Source organism: Corallococcus sp. AB030 (assembly GCF_003668965.1).
Taxonomy (GTDB): Bacteria; Myxococcota; Myxococcia; order Myxococcales; family Myxococcaceae; genus Corallococcus; species Corallococcus exiguus.
Genome location: NZ_RAWQ01000176.1, coordinates 1 through 23,930, shown reverse-complemented (window position 1 = coordinate 23,930; position 23,930 = coordinate 1). Strand labels below are relative to the sequence as shown.

The following is a 23,930-nucleotide window of genomic DNA, read 5'->3' as shown; positions in this document are numbered from 1 at the left end:
CCCCAACCCTGACCGCCCGTCCTCCGCCATGCTCAAGGTCTCGTCCGTCCTGGAGTTGATGAAGAACACCCCCCTCGTCTCGCTGCGTGGCCGCGCCGTGAACCGGCCGCGCGCGCAGCTGTGGGGCAAGCTGGAGCTGTCCATGCCCGGGCAGATGAAGGACCGGGTCGCGCTCAAGATGGTGACCGACGCGGAGGCCCGGGGCGACCTTCAGCCCGGCGGCACCATCGTCGAAAGCTCCTCCGGCACCATGGCGGAGGGCCTGGCCCGCGTGGGCACCCTCAAGGGCTACCGGGTCATCATCATCACCGACCCCCGCATCGACGTGAGCACCGCCGCCAAGCTGCGGGCGCTGGGCGCGGAGGTCCTGGTGGTGGACGCCTATCACCCCACCGGCGGCTGGCAGCAGTCGCGGCTGGAGCGCCTGCGGGACGTGCTGCGCGACGTGCCCGGCGCCTACTGGCCGCGCCAGTACGACAGCCCCAGCAACCCGGGCGCGTACAACAGCGCCATGGCCCAGGAGTTGACCGAGGCGCTGGGCGGCAACATCGCCGCGCTGGTGGCCAGCGTGGGCAGCGGCGGGTCCCTCAGTGGAACGGCCGCCGCGCTCAAGCAGCGCCTGCCGCACGTGCGCGTGGTGGCCGTGGACGCGGTGGGCTCCGTGCAGTTCCACCAGCCCAACCGCCCCCGTCTCCAGAGCGGCCACGGCAACAGCATCATCGCGGGCAACATCAACTACCGCGTCATCGACGAGGCCCACTGGCTGTCCGACGGCGAGGTGTTCCAGGGCTGCCGCGAGCTGGCCCGGCGCGAGGGCATCTTCGCGGGCGGCTCGTCCGGCGCGGTCTACATCGTGGGCTCGTGGCTCGCGGAGCAGTTCGGCCCGGGCGCCCACGTCGTGGGCATCTTCCCGGACAAGGGCGACCGCTACGGGGAGACCATCTACTCGGACGACTACCTGGCGAAGCACCACATCGCCGGCCCGGAGTGCGCCGCCGCCGCGGCCCCGCACGCCATCCGCTACGGCGTGGACGTGGCCGAGCGCTGGAGCCACGCGCCGCTGCCCCATGACGGCGGCGTCCCGTACCACGCGCCCGACATCACCCTCAGCGGCGACCTCACCCGGGAGCTGGGGCTGTGATGCGCGCCCACTTCGCCTTCATCGAGAGCAACACCACGGGCACCGGCAAGCTCGCCGTGGAGCGGCTGGTGGACCAGGGACAGCAGGTCACCTTCATCACCCGTCAGCCCGGCAAGTACCCCTTCCTCGCGAAGCTCGCGGGCAGCCCGGGGCTCCAAGTGCTGGAGACGGACACGAACGACCAGGAGGCGATGGACGCCTGCGTGCGGGCACTGACGGCGCGCACGCGCGTGGACGCGCTCCTGACCTTCTCCACGTTCTACGTGCCCCTGGTGGCCTGGCTGGCCGCCCGGTACGGCTTCCGCTACCTCCACCCGGACGCGGCCCGCATCTGCCATGAGAAGCACGAGGCCCGGAAGGTGCTGAGCGCCGCGGGCCAGCCCACCCCGGAGTTCTGGCTCGTCACCTCCGAGGCCCAGGCGCTCCAGGTGAGCCGCGAGGCCACCTACCCCTGCGTGGTGAAGCCCACCGCGGAGAGCGGCAGCACCGGCGTACGGCGCGTGGATTCGCCCGAGGCGCTGCTCGCGCACTACCGGTCGCTCGCGTCGCGCCGGGTGAACGAGCGCGGCCAGGCGCTGGCCGGCGAGGTGCTGGTGGAGGGCTTCCTCACCGGGCCCGAGTTCAGCGTGGAGACGGTGACGCTCGCCCGGGGCGACACGCGCGTCATCGGCGTCACGCGCAAGCACCTGTCCGCCCCGCCCCACTTCGTGGAGCTGGGCCACGACTTCCCGGCGCCCCTCGACGACGGTGAGCGCCAGGCGCTCGAGCGCGCCGTGGTGGCCGCGCTGGACGCGGTGGGCTTCGACCTGGGCCCCGCGCACACGGAGATCCGCCTCTGCGCCCAGGGCCCGGTGGTCATCGAAATCAACCCGCGGCTGGCGGGCGGGATGATTCCGGAGCTGGTGCGCCACGCGACCGGCATCGACCTGCTGACGGTGCTGCTGGAGCAGTTGCTGGGGCGGCCCGTGGACCTGACGCCCCGCCAGAAGGCCACGGCCTCCATCCGCTTCCTCACCGCGTCCGGCGCGGGGCGGCTCGCGGCGGTGCACGGCGTGGAGGACGCACGCCAGGAGGACGGCGTGCGCGAGGTGTCCGTGGACAAGGCCCCGGGCGTCACCGTGCGTCCGCCGGAGAGCTCTGGCGACCGGCTGGGCCACGTCATCGCGAGCGGCGAAGACCGCGCCCACGTGGAGCGCGCGGTGACGCAGGCGCTGGGGCGGATCCGCTTCGACGTGGTGGCCCCGGAAGCGGCGGCGTGAAGGCCCGCGCGTGAGCCCCCGCATCGCCAGCCTCGCGGCCGCGGTCCTCACCGCGCTCACCGCCGCTCTCGCCCTGCACTTCGCCTCCGCGCCTACCGCGCTGCCCGCGACAGCGCCCCCGGAGGTGTTCTCCGCGGGGCGTGCGCGCGAGCACCTGGCGCGCATCGCGGCCCGGCCGCACCCCGTGGGCTCGCAGGCCCACCGCGAGGTGCGCGAGTACCTGGTGGACACCGTGCGCGGCCTGGGCGTCACACCGGAGGTGCAGGCCACGGCCGCCATCCACCCGGACATGGAGGAGAACTCCATCCCGGGCGCCACCGTCCACAACGTGCTTGCCCACGTGAAGGGCCAGGACAGCCGCGGCGTCATCGCCATCGTCGCGCACTACGACTCCGTGCCCACGTCGCCCGGGGCCTCGGATGACGGGGCCGGCGTGGCGGCGATGCTGGAGACGCTGCGGGCGCTGCGCACGGGCCCGCCGCTGCGCAACGACGTCCTCTTCCTCTTCACGGACGCGGAGGAGACGGGGCTCGTGGGGGCGCGGGCGTTCGCGTTCCATCACCCGCTGGCGGAGCAGGTGTCCGTGGTCCTCAACTTCGAGGCCCGGGGCTCGCACGGGCCCTCGCTGATGTTCCAGCCGGGCCCCGGCAACCGCTGGCTCATCCAGCATCTGGCGCGCTCGGGGGCACCCGCCCAGGCCAGCTCGCTCTTCGACGAGGTGTACCGGCGGCTGCAGAACGACACGGACTTCACCGTCTTCCTCCAGCGGGGGAAGACGGGCCTCAACTTCGGCTTCCTCGACGGGTTCATGCGCTACCACGCGCGCACGGACGACCTCGCCCACTTCGGCCTGGACAGCCTCCAGCACCACGGCGAGGTGATGCTCGCGCTCGCGCGGCACCTGGGCGACGACGCGCTGGAGCCGGCGCCTCCGGAGGACGCCGTCTACTTCAACGCCGGGCCCTTCCTCGTGCACCACGCGGCCTCCTGGGCCGCGCCCATCGCGCTGCTGGCGCTGCTCGCGGTGGTGGTGGCGCTCGTCATGGGACTGCGCCGTGGCCGGCTGCGCGCGTCCGGACTGACGTGGGGCGCGGGCGCGGTGCTCGCGGCGGCGGTGGCGGGCGCGGCGGCGGTCCAGGCCGCGTGGTGGGGGGTGCTGCGCGTCGACGGGGGGCTGGGCGTGCTGCCGCAGGGCGACGCCTACCACGGCGACCTCTTCATCGCGGGGCTGCTGGCGCTCACGCTGTCGACGGTGGTCGGCGTCCAGGCACTCTTCCTGCGCAGGGCACGCGTGGAGGAGCGGGTGGCGGGGGCCGGCGTCCAAGCGCGCTTCCCGCGAGGAGCGCTCTCGGAGGAGTTGGTGGCGGGGGCGCTCGCGGTGTGGGCCGTGCTGGGCGTGGCCAGCGCATTCGTGGCGCCGGGCCTCAGCTACCTGTTCGCGGTGCCCGCACTCTTCGGCGCGTTGGCGCTCGGAGGACGGCTTCGCGGGTCGCCGGAGCAGCCCTCCGCGAGGGGCCGGCTGCTGCTGGCCTTGAGCGCCATTCCGGCCCTGATGCTGTGGGTGCCGCAGGTGATCAACCTCTACGTCGCGCTGACGCTCGCCATGGCGCCGGTGGCGACGCTGGCGGTGGCGCCCTGGCTCGCGCTGCTGTGGCCGCAGGTCTTCGCACCGATGGCGCGCCCCGGCCGGACGGTGGCGCTGCCCGTGCTCGCGCTGGCGTGCGTGCTGCTGGGCGTGGGCGTGGTGCGGGAGCGCTTCGACGCGAGCGACCCGCGCCCCAGCAGCGTCGCCTACGCCGTGGATGCAAACCGGGGCGAGGCGTACTGGCTCTCCAGCGACTTCGAGGTGGACGCGTGGGCCTCGCGCTTCGTGAGCGCGGATGCTCCGACGCGCCGCCTGGACAGCTACCTGCCCCGCTTCTGGCGCGACGTGCGCGTGGCGCCCGCGCCCCACCGGCCCCTGCCGGCCCCCAGCGTGCGCGTGTCGCGAGACGAGACGCGGGATGGACTGCGGCGGCTGGTGCTCCACGTGGAGTCCGTGGAGCGGGCGCCACTGCTCCAGGTCCGGTTCGGGGCGGGCACGCCGCTGCGGGCGCTGACCATCGCCGGCCAGCCGGTGGACGCGAGCGCCGTGGCCCGGCTGCGCGACGTGCCGGGCGGCGGGCTGCTGGAGTACTGGGACGTGCCCCCGGGAGGCCTACCGCTGGAGCTCACCGTGCCCGAGGGCACGAAGGTCCAACTCCGCGCGACCGCCGTGCGCTTCGACCTGGACCTGGCCCCCGGCGCGCCCGCGGCCCAACGTCCGGAGGACACGATGCCGGTGCCCTTCGGCTTCGCGGTGACGGACGAGACGCTGGTGAGCGTGACGGGCGAGTACTGACGCCTCAGAGTCCCGGCACGGCCCCGCGCAGCTTCCGCCAGAGCACCTGGATGACAGCGGGGTAGCCAGCGCGGATGAAGAGGTGCCCCCCGGGCAGCATGTGCTGGGAGAACGCGCCGCGCGTCCGCTCGCGCCACGCGGCCAGCTCCTCCCGGGAGACGGCCGCGTCATCCAGCCCTCCGAACGCGGAGAGGGGAACGTCCACCGGCTCACCGGGCCCGGGGGCCGCGCTCTCCGCCAGTTGGAGGTCCGCGCGCAGCAGGGGTCCCCACGCATCCAGGAGCCCCGCGTCCGGGAGTCCGTCGAAGGCCCCCGCGCCCAGCTGGCGCACCACCTGGAGGAACTCCGGCTCCGGCAACGCGTGCAGCAAGGGACCCGTGCGCGGCAGGCCGGGCGCGGGCGCGCCGGAGACGAAGAGGTGCAGCGGCGCGGGCCCGCCCCGCTGGCGCAGGCGCCGCGTCCACTCGAAGGCCACCAGCGCCCCCAGGCTGTGCCCGAAGAAGGCGAACGGCCGGTCCTCCAGCCAGGGCGACAGCGCCGCGTCCATTTCGTCCAGCAGCGCGTGCAGCGACGTGAAGGGCGGCTCCGCCAGGCGCTCCTCACGGCCCGGCGGCTGCACCGCGGCCAACTCCATGCCCTCCGGCAGCACGCCGGCCCAGGGCCGGAACACGGACGCGCCACCGCCCGCGAACGGGAAGCAGAACAGGCGCACGCGGGTGCCAGCGCGGGCCCGGTGCAGGGGCAACCAGGAGGAAGTCACCCCTCTCTTCTACCCTTCCCCCCTGCACCCCTGGAATCATGGCCCCATGGCTCCCTCCAAAGACCTGCATGAAGCCAACCGGCGCTCGTGGAACGAGGCCACCCCGGCGCACAACAGCCACAAGGGCGACCAGGCCCGCGCCCTGCGCGAAGGCCACTGCACCCTCTTCCCCGAGGAGCGGGAGCTGGTGGGGGACGTGCGGGACCGGTCGCTGGTGCACCTCCTGTGCAACAGCGGGCAGGACACGCTGAGCTTCGCCGCGAAGGGCGCGCGGGTGACGGGCGTGGACATCAGCGACGAGGCCGTCGCGTTCGCGCGCTCGCTCTCCGAGGCGTCCGGCCTCCCGGGCACCTTCGTGCGGCAGGACGTCTACGACTGGCTCGCCGCCGCCTCCGCGGAGGGCACGCGCTACGACGTCGCCTTCTCCTCCTATGGCGCGATGTGCTGGCTGTCCGACCTGGGCGCCTGGGCCCGGGGACTCGCGGGCGTGCTCGCGCCGGGAGGCCGCTTCGTCGTCGTCGACTTCCATCCGCTGGCGCTCACGCTCGACGAACAGTGGAGGCTCCACTACCCCTATGGTGGAGGCGTGCACGTGGAGACCGCTGGCGTGACGGACTACGTCGCGCAGGCGCAGGACGCGCTCGTGCCCTGGGGCTTCAAAGAGGGCGTGAAGGACTTCCGCAATCCGCATCCGGACCACACGTTCCAGTGGGGGCTGGGGGAGATCATCACCGCCCTGTTGTCCGCGGGCCTGCGCCTGGAGGCCCTCCGCGAGTACCCGTACGCGAACGGCGCGCGCCTCTTCCCCCGCATGCGCGAAACAGAGGGCCGCCGCATGTGGCCACCGGAGGAGTTGCCCACCCTCCCGCTGATGTTCGGACTCGTGGTGATCAAGCCAGCTTGAGCCCCGCGCCTACCCGGCACCTCCTTGTTCGCATCCTGGAATTTGTCTATTTCCAGACATGTGGGGATTTCCATCCGTGTGCGGGGACTGCACAAAGAGTTCGGTGATGTGGCTGCCGTTCGGGGCCTCGACCTGGAGGTCCGCACCGGCGAGTGCTTCGGACTCCTGGGCCCCAACGGCGCGGGCAAGACGACGACGCTGGAGATCCTCGAGGGACTCCAGACGGCCACCCGCGGCGAGGTGGAGGTGCTGGGGCGCACCTGGGAGAAGGCCGGGAACGCGCTGCGCGAGCGCATTGGCGTGGTGCTCCAGGAGAACCTCCTCTCCGACAAGCTGACGGTGCGCGAGACGCTGGAGCTCTTCCGGTCCTTCTATTCGCAGGGGCCGGACACGGAGGAGCTGCTGGCGCTGCTCCAGCTCACGGACAAGTCCGACAGCTGGGTGGTGCGGCTGTCCGGCGGCCAGCGGCAGCGGCTGTCCATCGCGTGCAGCCTGGCGGGCGACCCGGAGCTCATCTTCATGGACGAGCCCACCACGGGCCTGGATCCACAGTCGCGCCGGGCGCTCTGGCAGCTCATCTCCGCCTTCCGCGCGCGCGGGCGCACCGTGGTCTTCACCACGCACTACATGGACGAGGCGGAGCAGCTCTGCGACCGCGTGGCGGTGGTGGACAAGGGCCAGGTCATCGCGGTGGGCACGCCCGCGGAGCTGGTCGCGTCGCTGGGCGGAGAGCACGTGGTGGAGCTCACCACGCAGCCCGCGCTGGGCCCGCCGGACTTCGAGTCCGTGGCCGGGGTGACGGCCGCGCGCACCACGCTCACGGGCCGCCTGGCGCTGTCGGTGTCGCGGCCCCACCTGGCGCTGCCCTCCATCCTGGCGCGCATCGCGGAGCGCGGCGCGGAGCTGTCCGGGCTGACCACGCGCAACGCCACGCTGGAGGACGTCTTCGTGTCCCTGACGGGGAGGAACCTGCGTGACTGAGCCCACCATGGACGCGGTCGCTGGCGCGCGGCCCGCGCGGGGACGGCGCATGCCGCCGCTGGCGCGCCTGACGCTCACCCGGCTGCGGGAGTTCATCCGCGAGCCGGGCACCCTCTTCTGGACGTTCGTCTTCCCCATCCTCCTCACGGTGGCGCTGGGCAGCGCGTTCAACCACGGCGTGACGCCACGCACGCGCGTGGCGGTGGTGGACGGGCCCGGCGCCGAGCGCGTCGCCGCGGCCCTGGCCGCCCACCCGGGCCTCACGCCCGAGCGCGTCCCGGCCTCCGAGGCGGGCGCGGGCCTGCGGACCGGCCGGTTCGCGCTGCAGGTGACGCCTCCGGAGCAGACCGGGGGCGCGCTGGCCTACCGCTTCGACCCCACCCGCCCGGAGTCTCCCGCCACACGCACCTTCGTGGACGACGTGCTCCAGCGCGACGCGGGCCGCGCCGACGCGCGCCCCGTGAAGGACGACGCGGTGAGCGCGCCCGGCACGCGCTACGTGGACTGGCTGGTGCCCGGCCTCGTCGGCATGAACGTGATGGCCGGCAGCATGTGGGGCATCACGTTCGTAATCGTCCTGGCCCGGCAGCGCCGGCTGCTCAAGCGCTTCGCGGCCACGCCCATGCGCCGCCCGGAGTACCTGCTGTCCTTCGCGCTGGCGCGGGTGGTGTTCGTGCTGTGCGTGGACCTGCCGCTCGTGCTGGGCTTCGCGCGCGTGACGTTCGGCATGCCCATCCACGGCTCGCTCGCGGCGGTGGCGGCGGTGGCGCTGGCGGGGACGTTTGCCTTCAGCGGGCTGGCGTTCCTGTGTGCCTCGCGCGCCCGCACCAGCGAGACGGCCGTGGGCCTCATCAACATGGTGATGGTGCCCATGATGGGGCTGGCGGGCATCTTCTTCGCCTCCAGCCACTTCCCGGACGCGGTCCAGCCGCTCATCCGGGCGCTGCCCCTGAGCGCGATGAACGCCTGCATGCGCGCCGTCATCAACGAAGGCGCGCCGCTGTCCGCGCTGCTGCCGGACCTGGCCATCCTGGGCACGTGGGGCTCCGCGTGCTTCGCCCTGGCCGTGCGCCTGTTCCGCTGGACCTGAGCACTCCCCCCATGCCTCCCGTTCCCCGTCCGCGCCCCCGGGCGCCCGTCCTGTTGGGACTCCTCGCCGTGCTCTGGGCCGCAGCGCCGCGCGCGGAAGGACCGCCCGCATCCGGGGCCATCCAGGCCCGCCGCACGCTCAAGCCCATCCAACTGGATGGCCGGCTGGACGAGGCGGAGTGGGCACAAGCGCCGCTGTTCGACCGCTTCGTGCAGACCTTCCCGAAGAACGGCGCGGCGCCCAGCGAGCGCACCGACCTGCGCGTCCTCTACGACGACGACAACCTCTACGTCGGCATCCTGGCGCGCGACTCGCAGCCCCTGCTCATCAACCGGCAGCTGGGGCGCCGGGACCGGCCCCCGGAGTCGGACTCCGTGACGGTGATGGTGGACAGCGCGCACGACCACCGCACCGCGTACGCGTTCACGGTGAACGCGGGCGGCATCCTCCGGGACGTCCTCTACTTCGAGGACATCAAGTTCACCGAGGACTGGGACGCGGTGTGGGACGGCGCCGCCGCGGACCTGCCGGACGGGTGGTCCGCGGAGCTGGTCATCCCCCTGCACCTGCTGCGCTTCCCGGAGGCGCCCACGCACACCTTCGGGCTCGCGGTGCGCCGGCAGCTGGCCCGCACGCGGGAGGTCATCGACTCCACCCTCCTGCCGCGCAACGACAACGCCTTCGTGTCCCGCTTCGGGCACCTGGAGGGCCTGGAGCGCATCCCGTCCCGCAGCGGCGTGCAGCTGACGCCCTACGTCGCCGCGCGCTTCGGCATGAGCCCCCGCTACGCGGACCCGGCGCGGCCCACGCCCCGGCTGGGCTCCCCGTCCGCGGACGTGGGCGTGGACCTGCGCGCGGCGCTCACCAGCGACCTGACGCTCACCGCCACGGTCAACCCGGACTTCGGCCAGGTGGAGGCGGATCAGCTCATCCTCAACCTCAGCACCTTCGAGCAGTTCTTCCCGGAGAAGCGCCCCTTCTTCCTCCAGGGCATGGACGTCTTCCAGCCGGTGGGGGACTCCTCGCAGACGCTCTTCTACACGCGGCGCATCGGCCTGGAGACGCCCATCCTGGCGGCGGTGAAGCTGACCGGAAACCTCACCGACACGCTCCAGGTGGGCGTGCTGGACGCGGTGGTGATGGGCCCCTCCGCGCCCCGGACGGGCCTGACGGGTGAGGACGGCGAAGCGCCGCCGGACCGGCGCATCCGCTTCCACCCGTCCCGGCCGCTGCACCTGGGCCCCAACAACGCGCTGCCCACGCAGGCGGGCGCCGCGCAGAACTTCCTCACCGTCGTGCTGCGGCAGCAGCCCGTCACCGGCGTGTCCGTGGGCGGCACGTTCGCGGCGGCGACGCCCCTGTCGGACCTGTGCGCGGGCGGCCTGCCCCAGGACCCCGCCGAGCGCGACGCGTGCCGGGTGGCCGGCGGGAACGCGGCGGCGCTGGACTGGGACGTGCGCAGCACGGACGGCGCCTGGGGCGTGCGCGGCCAGCTCACCGGCTCGCGCGTGGCGGGAGGCCCGGAGGCGGGGCGTGCCTTGCGCGACGGCACGCTCCTGCGCCCGGGGGATCTGGGCCTGGGCACCTACGTGAGCGGCGGCAAGCAGGGCGGTGAGCCCTTCCGCTTCGACGTGGGCTACGAGTACCTGTCGCCGCGCCTGGAGCTGAGCACCACGGGCTACCAGCCGACCCAGAACCTCCAGGAGGCGTCTGGCCGGGTGTCCTTCGTGCGGCCCACCGGCTTCGGGCCCCTGCTGGACTTCTCCTCCTCCGTGCAGGGCATCAGCAGCTGGACCACGGACGGGCGCGGCATCCGCCTCAGCCACAAGCTCACGGTGGGCGCGCTGGCCACGCTGCCCGGCTTCCACGCCGTGGAGTGCGAGCTGGGCCAGCTGACCGGGCGCAGCGACATCCGCGAGATTCCCCTCACCGGCATCCCCTACGAGCGCCCGCCGTACCGGTACGCGGCGTGCGCGGGCTCCACGGACAAGAACCGCGCCCTCTCCTTCCAGTTGGACGGCTACGTGGGCCGCATCTCCGCCCCGGCGCCCCTGCCCTCCAAGACGGGCGGCGGCGGCGCGGTGACGATGACGTGGCGCCCCACGCCGCGCCTGGAGACGCAGCTGACCAGTGAGCTGCTGACCAACCTGGACGGGCCCCGCTACGTGGGGGACGAGGACGGCCGGCTCGTGTTCGGCCAGCTGCACCCGCGCGCCGTGTCCTTCACGCTGCGCCAGCTGCTGGTGCTCACCCCGCGGCTCACGCTCCAGGCGTACGCGCAGTTCTTCTCCGCGTACGGCCGCTACGGCCCCTTCTTCGAAGGAACCCCGGACGCGAACGGCCGGCTGCCGCTCGCGCGGCTGACGCCCACCACGACCGCGCTGGACCCGGACTTCCACGAGTCCGCGCTCAACCTCAACGCCGTGCTGCGTTGGGAGTACCGGCTGGGTTCCACGCTGTACTTCGTCTACTCGCGCGCCCAGACGGAGCTGCCCACCACGCCGGGCACCACCCAGGTGACCCGCCTGGCGCCCAACCAATTGCTGGACGGCGCCACCACGGACACCTGGTTGTTGAAGTGGTCCCACCAGTGGGGGCTTTGAGACGTATCAGGTCCGGCGCCCACCCCATCCCCCGCCGATGCAAGGGATTGGGCGGGCGCCAGCCCTCAAAGCCAACTCAAGCCGTGGGGCGTTCGTCTGAATACAGGGAACCCGCCAGGACATCCATGCTCCGGATGGCCCCGCGAATCTCTTCCAGGAAGGGACGGCTCAGGTCTCCCTTCAGGCCGTCCGTGCAGAAGCTGGCGTAGATGTCATTGACCACCCGCTGGAGGTGGTTGGCCTTCTCCACGGGGTTGTCCATGGGCTTGAGGAACTCCGCCTCCAGCCGCGCGAAGGCCTGGCGGCCCTGCTCGTCCACGCCCCGCTCGTTCGCCAGCTTCCAGGCGATGTGCTGGAGGCGGTAGTCGGTGTGGAAGTTGTCCGCCAGGAAGCGCAGGTACCGGTTGCGGCGGAAGCGCATGGTCAGCGCCATGCTGGTGTCCATGTACTCGAAGTAGTGCCACATCAGGGCGGGCATGAAGAGCGTCTCGCCGGTGCGCACCACCGCCTGATAACCCCCCACGTAACGCACGAAGTTGTCGTTCTCCTCCTGGCTGAGTCCTTCCGGGCTGAGCGCGCTGTTGTTACGCATGGGCAGGATCTTCCGCGACGACGTGGGCGGCACCAGCACCACGCGTTTCTCCCCCCAGAGCTGGTACTGGAAGATGTTCTTGTAGTCCGCGTCGAAGTGCATGTGGGTGAAGTTGCCCGTGTTACCCAACCACAGCATCGACATGTACTCGTCGGGTTCCCCCGGGTCCGGCTGACAGTACTCGGGGATGGTGTATCCAGCCTCCACCTTCTGGATCATCGACCGGGGGACCTCCGCGCAGACCAGACGGCTGTCAGGGTCCTTTGCCACCATCTCCAGGTAGCCGTTCACCGTGCTCTGGTTCTTCCCGATGTCGGAGAAGGTGAAGTCCTTCGAGATGAGCATCGACAGCATGCGGGTGAAGTATTCCTCGTGGCCCTCCTGCACCACGACGGGCATGTCCCCCAGCTCCTTGCGGGCGATGTCCAGGCTGGACAGCCGGCTGATGGGCTGCCCCTCGAACAGGTTCGTGATGATGACGGGCTTCTGCTTCCGCACGTACTCGTCGAGGAAGACTTCGCGAGTAGGGGCCTTGATGCGCTCGATGTTCTCGTACATCCGCTCTCCTAGAGGGACCCGGTGTTGGGATTGCGACCCGCATGGTTGTCTTTGGGCTGAAAACAACCAGTTCTCAAGGAATTTACAGGCTTCAAGCATATCAATGCAAGATTTGACATACACGACTTGGCCGTGACACATGAATGGTGTTTTCCAAGCCATACATCGCCTGGAGCCCAACGACATGTCGCCGGCCAGCCTGATTGAACTCCTGCGCATTCGTGCCACGGAAGCGCCAGGACATCAGGGCTACACCTTCCTGGTGGATGGTGAATCAGAAGAAGCGGCGCTCACCTATGGCGAGTTCGACCGGCAGGCGCGTGCCATTGGCGCCTGGCTCCAGGCGAACGGGGCGCGGGGGGAGCGGGCGCTGTTGCTGTTCCCGCCGGGCAACGAATACCTGACGGCCTTCTTCGGGTGCCTGTACGCGGGCGTGGTGGCGGTGCCGGCGTATCCGCCGGACGTGACGCGCCTCAACCGCAGCCTGCCGCGCCTGGAGGCGATGGTGCGCGACGCGCGGGCGCGCTTCGTGCTCACCACGGAGATGATCCACGGCATGGCCGGGATGCTCTTCGAGCAGGCGCCGGAGCTGGCGGGGCTCACCTGGGTGGCCACGGACGCGCTGGCGCCGGGGCTGGAGGACGGATGGAAGGACCCGGGCGTCACGGGGGACGCGCTGGCGTTCCTCCAGTACACGTCCGGCTCCACGGGCAGCCCCAAGGGCGTGATGCTGACGCATCGCAACCTGCTGGCGAACCTGGCGCTCATCCACCGCGCGTTCGGCCACTCGCGCGACAGCCGGGGCGTCATCTGGCTGCCGCCGTACCACGACATGGGGCTCATCGGCGGGCTGCTCCAGCCGCTCTACGGCGGCTTCCCCGTCGTGCTGATGTCGCCCATCGCGTTCCTGCAGCGCCCCTTCCGCTGGCTGCAGGCGGTGTCGCGCTACGGGGCCACGACGAGCGGCGGGCCCAACTTCGCCTACGACCTGTGCGTCCGGAAGGTCAGCGCCGAGGAGCGCGCGACGCTGGACCTGAGCCGCTGGAAGGTGGCCTTCAACGGCGCGGAGCCCATCCGGCCGGAGACGCTGGAGCGCTTCCACGAAGCCTTCGCGCCGCAGGGCTTCCGCAGGGAGGCCTTCTACCCCTGCTACGGGCTGGCCGAGTCGACGCTCATCGTCACCGGGCACGCGCTGGGCACCGCGCCGGTGACGGACGGCGTGAACCTGGTGGGCTCTGGCCGGGTGCTGGAGGGGAACACGGTGCGGCTGGTGGACGCGCGCACCGCCCGCGAGTGCGCGCCCGGCGAGGAGGGCGAAATCTGGGTGGCGGGCGCCAGCGTGGGCCAGGGCTATTGGGAGCGGCCGGAGGAGAGCGCGCGCGTCTTCCACGCGCGGGTGGAGGGCGGGGGCTCGGACGACGCGCGCTACCTGCGCACCGGCGACCTGGGCGTGCTGCGCGGCGGCGAGCTGTTCGTCACCGGGCGCATCAAGGACCTCATCATCCTGCGCGGGCGCAACCTGTACCCGCAGGACGTGGAGTCCACCACGGTGCGCGTGCACGCCGCGCTGCGGCCGGGCTGCACCGCGGCGTTCTCCGTGGAGCTGGAGGGCGAGGAGCGGCTGGTCATCGTGCAGGAGGTGGACGCGCGCCACGCCGGCACGGACCTGGAGGCGCTGGCCCGGAGCATCCGCGAGGCCGTGGCGCTGGCGCACGACGCCCAGGCCCATGACGTGGTGCTCATCCAGGGGGGCTCCCTGCCGAAGACGTCCAGCGGCAAGGTGCAGCGGTACGCGTGCCGGCAGGCGTGGCTCGCCGGGGAGCTGGAGGTGCTGGGCCAGAGCACGCTCCAGGCCTCCGTTCCGCCCGTGCCCACGCTGCGTCCGGAGCAGCTGCTCGCGCTCCCGGAGCCGGAGCGCGCGGCGCTGCTGGAGGCGTCGCTGGTGGACGCGGTGGCGGCGAGGCTGCGCCTTCCGCGCGCGCACGTCGACGCGGAGCGGACGCTCATCAGCCTGGGGCTGGACTCGCTGGCGACGGTGGAGCTCAAGAGCGACCTGGACGCGTGGCTGGGCACGGACACGTCCCTGGCGCGGCTGATGGACGCGGTGAGCCTGCGGGCCCTGGCACGGGAGCTGGTGGGCTCGCTGGGACAGCGGCCGCTCGCGCCCACGGCGTCGGGGGACGCGCTGGGACGCCACCCGGTGTCCGAGGGACAGAAGGCGCTCTGGCTGGCACAGCGCCTGGCGCCGGACAGCACCGCGAACCACCTCGCCTTCGCGGTGCGCTTCCACACGCCCGCGGACGTGCCCACGCTGCGCGAAGCGCTGGCGCGGCTGGTGGCGCGGCACCCGGCCCTGCGCACCACCTTCCACCTGGAGCACGCGGGTGAGCTCGTGCAGCAGGTGCACCCGGCCCCGCGCACCACGTTCCATCTGGAGCACGGTGAGTTCGTGCAGCGGGCGGACGCGGCCCCGCGCACCACGCTCCACCTGGAGCACGGTGAGCTCGTGCAGCGGGCGGACGCGGCCCCGCGCACCACGCTCCACCTGGAGCACGGTGAGCTCGTGCAGCGGGCGGACGCGGCCCCGCGCACCACGCTCCACCTGAAGCGCGGTGAGCTGGTGCAGAGGGCGGACGCGGCCAGGGGCGGAGGGCTCCTGGAGGACGCGACCTCGCTTCCGCTGGAGGACGCTCCGCTGCGGCGCGCGCTGGCGGCGGACGCGTCACGCCCGTTCTCGCTGGAGCAGGGGCCGCTCTTGCGCGCCTCGCTGTACGCCCACGCTGGCGGCGGACAGGTGCTGCTGCTCGCGGCGCACCACCTCATCCTGGACCTGTGGTCGCTGGCGCTGCTCGCGGAGGAGCTGCACGGGCTCTACCCCGCGTTGAAGGAGGGACGGGACTCCGCGTCCCCCGCTCCGGCCCTGCGGCCGTCGGACTTCGCCCGCTGGCAGCGCCCGTTCCTGGAGGGCCCCGAGGGCGAGCGGCTGTTCGCGTACTGGCGCCAGCGGCTGGACGGCGTGCCGGACGCCCTGGAGCTGCCCACCGACCGCGCCCGTCCCCCGGTGCGCGCGTTCCGGGGCGCCGCGTGCACCTTCCGGCTGGATGCGGACCTGACGCGGCGGCTGCGCGCGCTGGCGCGTGAAGAGGGCACGACGCTGTTCTCGCTGCTGCTCGCCGCGTGGCAGGTCCTCCTCGCCCGACATGCGGGACAGGAGCGCTTCGCGGTCGGCTCGCCCGCGGCGGGGCGCACGCGCGCGGGGCTGGAGGACGTCGTCGGCTACCACGTCAATCCCGTGGCGCTGGTGGCGGACCTGTCCGGGGACCCGTCCTTCCGCGAGCACCTGGGCCGGGTCCGGCGCACGGTGCTGGAGGCGCTGGAGCACCAGGAGTTCCCCTTCCCCCTCCTCGTGGAACGGCTGCGGCGTCCGCGCGACGCGAGCCGGTCTCCGTTGTTCCAGGCGGTGTTCGCATGGGAGCAGCCGCACCGGCGCGAGGAGCTCACCCCGCTGGTGCTGGGCCTTCCTGGCGTGCGCGTGCGCTTCGCGGGTCTGGAGGCGGAGAGCGTGCCCGTGGAGCTGGGCACCGCGCAGTTCGACCTCGCGCTCCAGATGGCGGATGCGCCGAGCGGGTTGGACGGCGCGCTCCGCTACGACACGGACCTCTTCGACGCGGACACCGCCGGGCGCATGGTGGCGCGCTTCACGTGCCTGCTCGCGGGCATCGCGGCGGACGCGGACCAGCGCGTGTCGGCCCTACCGCTGCTGCCAGACTCGGAGCAGGAGCGCGTGCGCACGTTCAGCGCGGGGGCTCTGGCGCCCGCGTCCTTCACCCCCGTTCACCACGCCATCGCGTCCCACGCCGCGCTCGCGCCCGACACGCTGGCCATCGCATCGGACGGGCGACAGTGGACGTACGGAATGCTGGAGCGCCAGGCCCGCGTGCTCGCGCGAAGGCTGCGCCAGCTGGGCGTCGGTCCGGACGTGCGCGTCGGCGTGCTGATGCACCGCTCGCCCGAGCAGGTGCTGGCGCTGCTGGGCGTCCTCAAGGCGGGCGGCGCGTACGTGCCGCTGGATCCGGATGCACCGCGGGCGCGGTTGGAAGCACTGCTGGAGGACGTGGGCGCGGCGGTGGTGCTCACGACGCCGGAGCTGCGCTCACTTCTGCCTGCGTCCGCGCGGGTGCTGGACTACGTGACGGCCGCGGCCCACGACGTGCCGGACACCTCGCTGGACGTCACGCCCGACGAGGATCACCTCGCCTACGTCATCTATACGTCCGGCTCCACCGGGCGGCCCAAGGGAGTGCAGCTCACGCACGGCGGACTGGCCCACTTCGCGGGCTGGTACCAGCGGACCTTCGGGCTGTCGCCCTCGGCGCGGGCCACGCACCTGTCCACGCCGGTCTTCGACGCTTCCGTGCTGGAGGTGTGGCCCGCCCTCATCGCGGGCGCCAGCCTGCACCTGCCCGGCGATGACGTGCGCGCCATGCCGGAGCGGCTCGTCGCGTGGCTGGCCGCCGAGCGCATCACCCACACCTTCCTCACCACGGCCCTGGCGGAGGGCGTGCTCGGACAGGCGTGGCCCCAGTCGCTCGCGCTGCGCGAGCTGACCACCGGCGGTGACCGCCTGCACCGGCGGCCCTCCACGCGCACTCCCTTCCGCGTCACCAACCTCTACGGTCCCACCGAAGGCACCGTGGCCGCCACCTTCGCCCCGGTCGAGCCCGGGGACGTGGCGTCCGGCCTGCCCACCATCGGCCGGCCGCTGGACGGCGTGCGCGTGCACGTGCTCGACGCGGAGCTGCGGCCCCAGCCGCTGGGGGTCGCGGGCGAGCTGTGCATCGGCGGGCCGGGCGTGGCTCGGGGCTACCTGGACCGCCCCGACCTCACCGCCCGTGCCTTCGTGCCGGATCCCTTCAGCGCGGTCCCCGGCGCGCGCCTGTACCGGACCGGAGACCTCGCGCGCCTGTTGCCGGAGGGCGAGCTCCAGTTCCTGGGCCGGCTCGACCATCAGGTGAAGCTGCGCGGCTTCCGCATCGAACTGGGGGAGATTGAATCCGTCCTCCAGCGTCACCCGGACGTGCGGCAGTGCGTGGTCGCGGTGCGCGACGAGCCTCCCGCGGGCAAGCGCCTCGTCGCCTACGTCGTCGCCGCGCCGGACGCGGCGCTCGCCGGAGCCGCGCTGCGCGAGCACGTGCGCCGCGAGCTGCCGGAGGTGATGTGCCCCGCGGCCTTCGTGCTCCTGCCCGCGCTGCCGCTGACCCCCACGGGCAAGGTGGACCGTCAGGCCCTGCCCGCGCCCGAGCTGGAGCGCTCCACGTCCCCGGAGGACGCGGCGCCACGCACCGCCACGGAGCAGTCGCTCGCGGGCCTCTGGGCGGAGCTGCTCGGCGGGGCCGTGGGCCTGCACGAGGACTGGTTCGCGATGGGCGGCCACTCGCTGCTGGCCGCGCGGCTGCTCGCTCGAGTGCGCGAGGTGTTCGGGGTGGAGCTGCCCCTGCGCACGCTGTTCGAGGCGCCCACGGTGGCCTCGCTCGCCGCGCGCATCGACGGGGGCGTGCGCGCTCCGGCGCGAGGACCCACGCTGACGCACCGGACGGACCGCGCGCCGGAAGCGCCGCTGTCCTACGCGCAGGAGCGGCTGTGGTTCCTGGACCAGTTGGAGCCCGGCGACGCGCGCTACCACCTGCCCGCGGCGGTGCGCCTCCAGGGTCCGCTGGATGTCGCGGCGCTGCGCCGAGGCCTGGATGAAGTGGTCCGCCGCCACGAGGCGCTGCGCACCACCTTCTCCCAGCACCAGGGCCGCGCCGCTCAGCGCGTCCATGCGCACGTCCCCTTCGAACTGCCCGAAGTGGACCTGGGCAGCCTGTCCCCGGAGGCGCGCGACGCGGAGGTGCACCGGCTCGCGAAGCATGAGGCCCGCGCTCCGTTCCCGCTCGCCCAAGGTCCCCTGCTGCGCGGGCGGCTGCTGCGGCTGGGCCCTGACGAGCACGTGCTGCTGCTGACGCTCCACCACATCGTCGCGGATGGCGAGTCCGTCGCCGTGCTGCTGCGGGAGCTGGGCGCGCTGTACGCGGCGTTCTCCACGGGCGTCCCTCCGGCGCTCGCGCCGCTGCCGCTCCAGTACATCGACTTCGCGCTGTGGCAGCGGGAGTGGCTGGCGGACGGCGTGCTGGAGCGGCAGCTCGCGCACTGGAAGCAGCGGCTGGCGGGCGCCCCCGGCGTCCTGGAGCTGCCCACGGACCGGCCCCGGCCCGCGGTGCGGACACTCGCGGGCGGCCGTCACGCGGTCCATCTCCCGGCGGCGCTCGCCGGTGGACTCGCGGAGCTGGGCCGGCGCGAAGGCGCCACGCCGTTCATGACGCTGCTGGCGGCGTTCCAGACGCTGCTGCTGCGCTACACGGGCCAGGACGACCTCGTCGTGGGCTGCCCGCTGTCCAACCGCACGCGCGTGGAGACCGAAGGGCTCATCGGCTTCTTCGTCAACACGCTGCCCCTGCGCACGGACGCCTCTGGCAACCCCTCCTTCCGCCAGCTGCTGGGCCGGGTGCGCGAGTCCGTGCTCGCGGCGCACGAGCACCAGGACGTGCCCTTCGAGAAGCTGGTCGAAGCGCTCGCGGTGGAGCGCGACCTGGGCCGCACGCCGCTCTTCCAGGTCGCGTTCTCCTACCAGGACGCGCCCCTGCCCTCCCGCGCCCTCCAGGGGCTGCGCCTGACGCTCCTGGAGTCCGAATCCGCTCCGGCGAAGTTCGACCTGGACCTCGCGATGGAGCGCGGCGAGGACGGCGGGCTGACCGCGCGCTTCGAATACGACGCGGACCTCTTCGACGCGGCCTCCATCGCGCGCCTCGCGGGGCACTTCCAGGAGCTGCTGTCCAGCATCGCGGCGGATCCCGACGGCCGCGTGGGCGACCTGTCCCTGATGACGGCGGAGGAGCGGCACACGCTGCTCCACGGGTGGAACCCGCGCCCGGTGGCGCCGCCATCCCACGTCCCCGTGCACGCGCGCTTCGGGACCTGGGCGGAGCGCACGCCGGACGCGCTCGCGGTGGCCTTCGCGGGTGAGGCGCTCACCTACGGCCAGCTCGAAGCCCGCGCGAACCGGCTGGCCTGGCACCTGCGCGGCCTGGGCGTGGGGCCTGACGTGCCCGTGGCGCTCTGCCTGGAGCGTTCGACCGCGTTCGTCGCAGCGGCGCTGGGCGTGCTCAAGGCGGGCGGCGCCTACGTTCCGTTGGACCCTTCCGCGCCTCCGGAGCGGCTCCAGTCCATCCTGGAGGACGTCCGCGCGCCGGTGCTCCTGGCCTCGCGGAACACCGCCGCGCTGGCGCTTCCACCGGACTGCCGGTGTCTGCTCGCGGAGGACGGCTTCGGCGCCACCGGTGCGCCCGCGCACGCCCCGCCGGAGCTCACGGGTCCGCGCCACCTGGCGTACGTCATCTACACGTCGGGCTCCACCGGCCGCCCCAAGGGCGTGGAGCTGGAGCACGCGGGACTGGCCCACCTGGTGGACTGGCATCAGCGGACCTACGCGCTGACGCCGGAGGACCGCACGACCCAGGCCGCCGGGCCCGCGTTCGACGCCGCGGTGTGGGAGCTGTGGCCCACCCTCACTGCGGGCGCCAGCCTCCACATCGTGGAGGACGAGGTGCGCGGCGTGCCCTCGCGGCTCGTCGCGTGGCTCACCGATGAGCGCATCACCCGCTGCTTCCTGCCCACGCCGCTCGCGGAGGCGGTGCTCACGCAGCCGTGGCCCGCGAACGCGGCGCTGCGGACGCTGCTCACCGGCGGAGACCGGCTGCACCGGGGCGCGCCCGAAGGCACACCGTTCCAGTTGATCAACCACTACGGCCCCACGGAGTGCACGGTCGTCGCCACCAGCGGGCCCGTCTCCGCGGGCGCCGTGAACCCGCCCATCGGGCGCCCCATCGCGAACACCCAGGCCTACGTCCTGGACGCGCGCCAGCAACCCGTCCCCGTGGGCGTCCCTGGCGAGCTGTGGTTGGGCGGCCTGGGGCTCGCGCGCGGCTACCTGAACCGTCCGGAGCTCACCGCGCGCGCCTTCGTGCCCCACCCCTTCGACGCGCGCGACGGCGCCCGCATCTACCGCACCGGCGACCGGGTCCGCTTCCTGCCGGACGGGGCGCTCGAGTTCCTGGGCCGCGCCGACACGCAGGTGAAGCTGCGCGGCCTGCGCCTCGAACTGGGAGAGGTGGAGTCGCTCGCGCTGGAGCACCCCGCCGTGCGGCAGGCCATCGCGACGGTCCGCGAGGAGGGGCCCGGCGGCAAGCGGCTGGTGCTCCACGCGGTGGTGGCGCCGGGACAGGCGTGCACGGAAGGCGACCTCAAGGCCCACCTGCGCCGCCGGCTGCCGGAGTCCCTGGTCCCGTCCGCCATCCTGTTCCTGGACGCGCTCCCGCTCACCCTCAACGGGAAGGTGGACCGTCGCGCGCTGCCCGCGCCGGACGCCACGCCCCGCGCGGACGGTGTGGCCCCTCGCGACGCCACGGAGCAGCGGCTGGCGGACATCTGGACGGAGCTGCTCGGGGCTCCCCGGGTGGGCGTCCACGACGACTTCTTCGAGCTGGGCGGCAACTCGCTGCTCGCCACCCAGGTCATCTCGCGCGTGCGCGAATCCTTCGGCGTGGACGTGCCCCTGCGCAGCGCCTTCGAGGCGCGCACCGTGGCCGCGCTCGCGCAGGTCGTCTCACGGCAGGCGGAAGTCCGGAAGCAGCCCCTCCTCACGGCGCGCGCGCCAGATGAGGCGCTGCCCCGGGTGGATGGGCTGTCCGAGGCGGAGCTGGACGCACTCATCGCTGAGCTCGAAAGCGGAGAAATCGAATCATGAGTGACGAGAAGCAGTCCTCCGCGTTGGAGGAGAAGCGCGCCCGCGCCCGGGCCCTCATCCAGCAGCGCGCGGCGAAGCCCCGGGCCTTGCCGCCCTCCTTCGCCCAGCAGCGGCTGTGGTTCCTGGATCGGCTGGAGCCGGGCAGCCACCACTACGGCATCCCCTTCGCCGTGCGCCTCAGCGGAACGCTGGAACGCGGCGCCCTGGAGAAGAGCTTCCAGGAGATCGTCCAGCGCCACGAATCCCTGCGCACGACCTTCCAGGCCCGCGAGGGCGAGGCCGTGCAGGTCGTGGGGCCCGCGCCCGAACTACCGCTGCACGTGGTGGACCTGGGCGGGATGGACGCGCGGGAGACCGCGCGCCGGGTGCGGGAGCTGACCGCCGAGGACGTGGCCGCGCCCTTCGACCTGGAGCGCGGTCCGTTGATCCGCTGGAAGCTGCTGCGCCTGTCGGACGCCGAGCACATCCTGCTGCTGTCGATGCACCACATCGTCTCCGACGGCTGGTCCATTGGCGTGTTCGTGCGCGAGCTGGCCGCGCTGTACGCGGCCTTCCTCCAGGGCGCGCCCTCGCCGCTCCCGCCGCTCACGGTGCAGTACTCCGACTTCGCCCGCTGGCAGCGCGACTGGCTCCAGGGCGACGTGCTGGAGGAGCAGCTCGCGTACTGGCGCGCGCACCTGGCGGACGCGCCCACCGCGCTGGGCCTGCCCACGGACCGGCCGCGTCCTCCGGCCCAGACCTTCCGCGGCACGCAGCTGCCCCTGGGCGTGTCCCCGGCCGTCACCGCCGCGCTGAACGTCCTGTCCCGTCAGGAGGGGGCCACGCTGTTCATGACCCTGATGGCCGCGTGGCTGGTGCTGCTCCAGCGCTACACGCGACAGGACGACCTCGTCGTCGGTACGCCCATCGCCAACCGCAACCGCGCGGAGACCGAGGGCCTCATCGGCTTCTTCGTCAACACGCTGCCCCTGCGCACGAACCTCTCCGGCGACCCGCGCTTCACGGACCTGGTGGGCCGCGTGCGCGAGACGGCCCTGGGCGGCTTCGCCCACCAGGACGTCCCCTTCGAGAAGCTGGTGATGGACCTGCGCGTGAAGCGGGACCTGAGCCGCTCGCCGCTCTTCCAGACGATGTTCGTCCTCCAGAACGCGCCGCTCCAGCCGCTGGCGCTCCCGGGGCTCACGCTGACGAACCTGGACCTGGAGACGGACACCGCCAAGTTCGAGCTCACCCTCACGCTGGTCGAGACGTCGGGCGCGCTGACGGGCTGGCTCGAATACAACACGGACCTCTTCGACGCCTCCACCGCGGACCGGCTGGCGCGGGCCTACGAGCGCCTGCTGGACGGCATCGCGGCGGATCCGCTGCGCCACCTCTCCGCGCTGCCGCTGCTGGACGCGGCCGGCCGCCAACAGGCGCTGGCGTCCTTCCACCCGCCCGCGGTGCCGCTGTCTCCGCGCGCCCTGCACGTCCTCTTCGAGGAGCAGGCACGGCGCACGCCGGAGGCCATCGCGGTGGAGTGCGAGGACGACCTCCTCACGTACGCGGAGCTGGAGCGCCGGGCCAACCGGCTCGCGCACCTGCTGCTCGCATCCGGCCTGGAGCCCGAGGAGCGCGTGGCGTTGTGCCTGCCCCGCTCGACGGAGGTGCTGGTGGCGATGCTCGCGGTCATGAAGGCCGGCGGCGCCTTCGTGCCGATGGACGCCGGAGCCCCCACGCAGCGGCTGGCCCTGATGGTCGCGGAGTGCCGCGCCCGCTATGTGCTCGCGCCCGCCTCGCTCGCGGTCAAGCTGCCGGTGCCGCCGGAGGCGCGCCTGGAGCCCGGCGCGTGGCGACAGGAAGGCCTGCCCCAGACGCCTCCCGCGCGGACCGTCCACCTGGAGCAACTGGCCTACGTGGTGCACACCTCCGGCTCCACCGGCGTGCCCAAGGGCGTGATGATCTCCCACGCGGGCATCGCCAACCGGATGCTCTGGGAACAGCACGCGCTGCCCATCGGGCCGGAGGACCGCGTCCTCCAGGTGGCCTCGTTCGGCTTCGACGCCTCCATCTGGGAGTTCTTCCGCGCGCTGCTCGCGGGGACCCGCGCGGTGATGGTGCGCGACGGCGCGCACCAGGACAGCCGCTACATCGCGGACCTCATGGCCCGGCGCGGCGTCACGCAGATGAACGTGGTGCCGTCGCTGCTGCGCGTGGTGCTGGAGGAGCCCCGCATGGCGGACTGCCGCGCGCTGCGCACGGTGGTCTGCGGAGGCGAGGCGCTGACGACGGACCTGGTGGACCGGCTGGCGGAGCACTCCTCCGCGACGCTCTTCAACTTCTACGGCCAGACGGAGGTGTCCATCGACGCCACGTGGTTCACCTGCGCGCCCGGCATGGCGCGCAAGGCGGTGCCGCTGGGCCAGCCGCTGGGCAACATGAAGATGCACGTGCTGGACGTGCGCGGACAGCCCGTCCCCCCGGGCGCGCCCGGCGAGGTGTACCTGGGCGGACCGGGCCTGGCGCGGGGCTACTTCCTGCGGCCGGACCTGAGCGCGGAGCGCTTCGTGCCGGACCCCTTCGGCCCTCCGGGCTCGCGCCTGTTCCGCACCGGCGACCTGGCCCGCCAGCTGCCGGACGGCGAGCTGGAGTTCCTGGGGCGCGGCGACCACCAGGTGAAGATCCGCGGCGTCCGCGTGGAGCTGGGCGAGATTGAAGCGGCGCTCCGTCAGCACCCCGCCATCCAGGACGTGGTGGTGCTCGCGCGCGAGCAGGCCGTGGAACCCGAGCCCCCCGCGCTGGACCCGCGCCTGCTCCCGCTGGAGCCGCCCCCGCGCGGCC

11 protein-coding genes are annotated in these 23,930 nt (G+C 73.0%); 9 read left to right on the top strand and 2 right to left on the bottom strand.

Annotated elements, in window-relative coordinates; translation table 11 throughout:
• The 3 genes from D7Y15_RS32390 to D7Y15_RS32380 form a co-directional block, all read left to right on the top strand.
• Positions 1–1,141 (top strand): cysteine synthase family protein (locus tag D7Y15_RS32390; RefSeq protein ID WP_368667414.1); only part of this gene is annotated, 1,141 nt, incomplete at its 5' end.
• Complete coding sequence (locus tag D7Y15_RS32385) at positions 1,141–2,400, top strand: ATP-grasp domain-containing protein (protein ID WP_121754991.1); 1,260 nt, start codon at positions 1,141–1,143, stop codon at positions 2,398–2,400. The genes D7Y15_RS32390 and D7Y15_RS32385, both read left to right, overlap by 1 nt.
• Positions 2,401–2,410: 10 nt before the next feature.
• Positions 2,411–4,780: a M20/M25/M40 family metallo-hydrolase gene (locus D7Y15_RS32380; RefSeq protein ID WP_121754990.1), complete on the top strand. Its 2,370-nt coding sequence runs from the start codon at positions 2,411–2,413 to the stop codon at positions 4,778–4,780.
• Positions 4,781–4,784: 4 nt separating this feature from the next.
• Here D7Y15_RS32380 and D7Y15_RS32375 read toward each other — a convergent pair whose 3' ends face one another.
• Positions 4,785–5,540 carry a thioesterase II family protein gene (locus tag D7Y15_RS32375; protein WP_121754989.1) on the bottom strand — a complete coding sequence of 252 codons (756 nt, stop codon included), beginning with the start codon at positions 5,538–5,540 and terminating at the stop codon, positions 4,785–4,787.
• 46 nt (positions 5,541–5,586) lie between these two features.
• Here D7Y15_RS32375 and D7Y15_RS32370 point away from each other — a divergent pair, with 46 nt between their 5' ends.
• The 4 genes from D7Y15_RS32370 to D7Y15_RS32355 all read left to right on the top strand — a co-directional run bounded on the left by D7Y15_RS32370 (position 5,587) and on the right by D7Y15_RS32355 (position 11,118).
• On the top strand, positions 5,587–6,444 hold the full coding sequence (locus tag D7Y15_RS32370; protein WP_121754988.1) for a bifunctional 2-polyprenyl-6-hydroxyphenol methylase/3-demethylubiquinol 3-O-methyltransferase UbiG: 858 nt from the start codon (positions 5,587–5,589) through the stop codon (positions 6,442–6,444).
• Between the two features lie 108 nt (positions 6,445–6,552).
• Entirely contained in the window at positions 6,553–7,425 is an 873-nt protein-coding gene (locus D7Y15_RS32365) for an ABC transporter ATP-binding protein (protein ID WP_233597186.1), read from the top strand.
• The gene (locus tag D7Y15_RS32360) at positions 7,418–8,515 is read left to right on the top strand and encodes an ABC transporter permease (RefSeq protein ID WP_233597185.1); all 1,098 of its coding nucleotides are present in this window, start codon (positions 7,418–7,420) and stop codon (positions 8,513–8,515) included. The genes D7Y15_RS32365 and D7Y15_RS32360 overlap by 8 nt, the downstream gene beginning before the upstream one ends.
• Positions 8,516–8,526: 11 nt before the next feature.
• Positions 8,527–11,118 (top strand): DUF5916 domain-containing protein, encoded by a 2,592-nt coding sequence (locus D7Y15_RS32355; protein WP_121754987.1) that lies wholly within the window; start codon positions 8,527–8,529, stop codon positions 11,116–11,118.
• 76 nt (positions 11,119–11,194) lie between these two features.
• Here D7Y15_RS32355 and D7Y15_RS32350 read toward each other — a convergent pair whose 3' ends face one another.
• Complete coding sequence (locus tag D7Y15_RS32350; protein ID WP_158629161.1) at positions 11,195–12,268, bottom strand: cupin-like domain-containing protein; 1,074 nt, start codon at positions 12,266–12,268, stop codon at positions 11,195–11,197.
• Between the two features lie 184 nt (positions 12,269–12,452).
• On the opposite strand from D7Y15_RS32350, the gene D7Y15_RS32345 reads away from it, so the two are divergent.
• Together D7Y15_RS32345 and D7Y15_RS32340 are read left to right on the top strand one after the other, a co-directional pair.
• A complete protein-coding gene (locus tag D7Y15_RS32345; protein WP_158629160.1) occupies positions 12,453–21,110 on the top strand; it encodes a non-ribosomal peptide synthetase in 8,658 nt (2,885 codons plus the stop codon).
• The coding region (locus D7Y15_RS32340; RefSeq protein WP_121754985.1) for an amino acid adenylation domain-containing protein at positions 21,107–23,930 on the top strand (2,824 nt) is incomplete at its 3' end. The genes D7Y15_RS32345 and D7Y15_RS32340, both read left to right, overlap by 4 nt.